Annotated in this window: 2 protein-coding genes and 2 pseudogenes; all 4 read left to right on the top strand. The window is 46.4% G+C overall.

Annotated features, from left to right (window positions below; translation table 11 throughout):
* Positions 1–595 (top strand): annotated as a pseudogene (locus ACFIMX_RS06675) (phage tail tape measure protein); the annotation flags it as partial.
* Positions 596–751: 156 nt separating this feature from the next.
* Positions 752–1,198: a phage tail protein gene (locus tag ACFIMX_RS06670; RefSeq protein WP_375694219.1), complete on the top strand. Its 447-nt coding sequence runs from the start codon at positions 752–754 to the stop codon at positions 1,196–1,198.
* A complete protein-coding gene (locus ACFIMX_RS06665; RefSeq protein WP_375639592.1) occupies positions 1,195–1,449 on the top strand; it encodes a tail protein X in 255 nt (84 codons plus the stop codon). The genes ACFIMX_RS06670 and ACFIMX_RS06665 overlap by 4 nt, the downstream gene beginning before the upstream one ends.
* Positions 1,449–1,540, top strand: a pseudogene (locus ACFIMX_RS06660) (late control protein); the annotation flags it as partial. The gene ACFIMX_RS06665 and the pseudogene ACFIMX_RS06660, both read left to right, overlap by 1 nt.

Below are 1,540 nucleotides of genomic sequence, written 5' to 3'. Positions count from 1 at the left end.
TTTTGGTGCTGATACCACTACCATTACGCGTTGGAAAAATATCATTGCTGCTGCTTTTGATTTCTCTCAAACTTGGCAAAAGTTTAAACAAGGACTTTCCTCTGTTGTTCAAAGCTTTGAAGGTTTGTGGGAGGGCTTTAAACAAAGTCTTTCCAACTTTTGGAGCTGGTTGGGAAGCTTTTTTGCCCGCGAAAAGCTCTCTGATGATGCCAAGGCAAGTATGGAACAAGCTGGGGAAGACTTAGCCAATTGGATTGTCGATGGTTTTATGGGCACCATCTCACAATTGACAGATTTTTGTAAATCTTTGCCTCATCGCATGAAGGGGTGGTTTGGGTCGATTAATTTAAGAGAGTTTTTGCCAAGTTTTTTGGGAGGAAAAACAACCATTCAGCCCATAGCACAATTTGCGGGGGCGGGGCATGCAAATTCCCCTTTCACAGAAGCAAAAAGCAAAGATCACTCCCCCATCACACACAATCAAAATGTCACGGTGCATGTCAATGGTGCGCGTGATCCTGTTGTCACTGGTCGTGCGGTTGCCCATGCTTTGCAACGGGCACGTGCCAATGCGCTGCATGGCGGGACAGAATGATAAGGGCGACAGAATAAGGGAAAAGACGGCGTGCTGGAAAGAACACAATGAGGGGAGGGATGAAGTGCTAGGAGAGCGCAATGGTAGGAGAGATGCAATGATACGTTTCGAAAGAGATGACGTGCTGGAAGGGATACAATCAAGGGGAGGGCGTCTATGAGAGATCCTTTGCTGATGTTAGGTCCACATCTCTTTTATGTGGACTGGCTGAATTTCCAATCCTTTGAGGAAGAGTTTTCTGCCTCATGGGTTTGCCTAGAGCGTTTTGGTGAGGCACCCAGTTTGCAATTTACCGGTTATGGCAATGACCCCAAAACCATTCATGGGGTGTTGTTTCCAGAAGAGTTTGGGGACCGTGCAGCCATTGATGCCATCACTAGAACCATTCGTGTTGCCAAGCCTGTCCAAATGCTTCGTTGGATCAATGATACCACCTATAGTGTCCTTCTCCATGGACCCGTAGTAATCACCACGATCAATAAAGACCACGACTATATCAGCCGCTCTGGTCAATCCCAGCGTATCCGCTATTCCATTACGCTCTTGCCCTTTTTTAATGGCGGAAAACCACAAGGACAAATCCAAGTGGGACAAACTCTATGAAGATACCAGAAAAGCATGTGGTTGTAGAGCTAGAGGATATGAGTCTCGATTTCCTTTGCTTTCACCATGCCATGGCAGTGTTCAGAGACCGCATCCAAGTTGGGGCACTAAACGGCTATTTAGAAGCCACACTGGAAGCTAATCCAGGTATTGCGAGATATGGTGTGTTTTTACCTCGGGGCTTAACGGTTACTTTGCCTGAATTTGTGTTGTCTAATCCCCAAAGCATGGTGAAGCGGTTATGGGATTAATGCGCACATACCCCTTTATTGTGGTCAAGGTGGGAGATAAACCTGTTCATGAGGTTTTTTACCAGCGTCTTTTAACCGCAACCATTACGGA

The organism is Bartonella sp. AD24XZML (assembly GCF_042196485.1).
Lineage (GTDB): Bacteria > Pseudomonadota > Alphaproteobacteria > Rhizobiales > Rhizobiaceae > Bartonella.
This window is presented reverse-complemented; position numbering and strand designations above follow the sequence as displayed.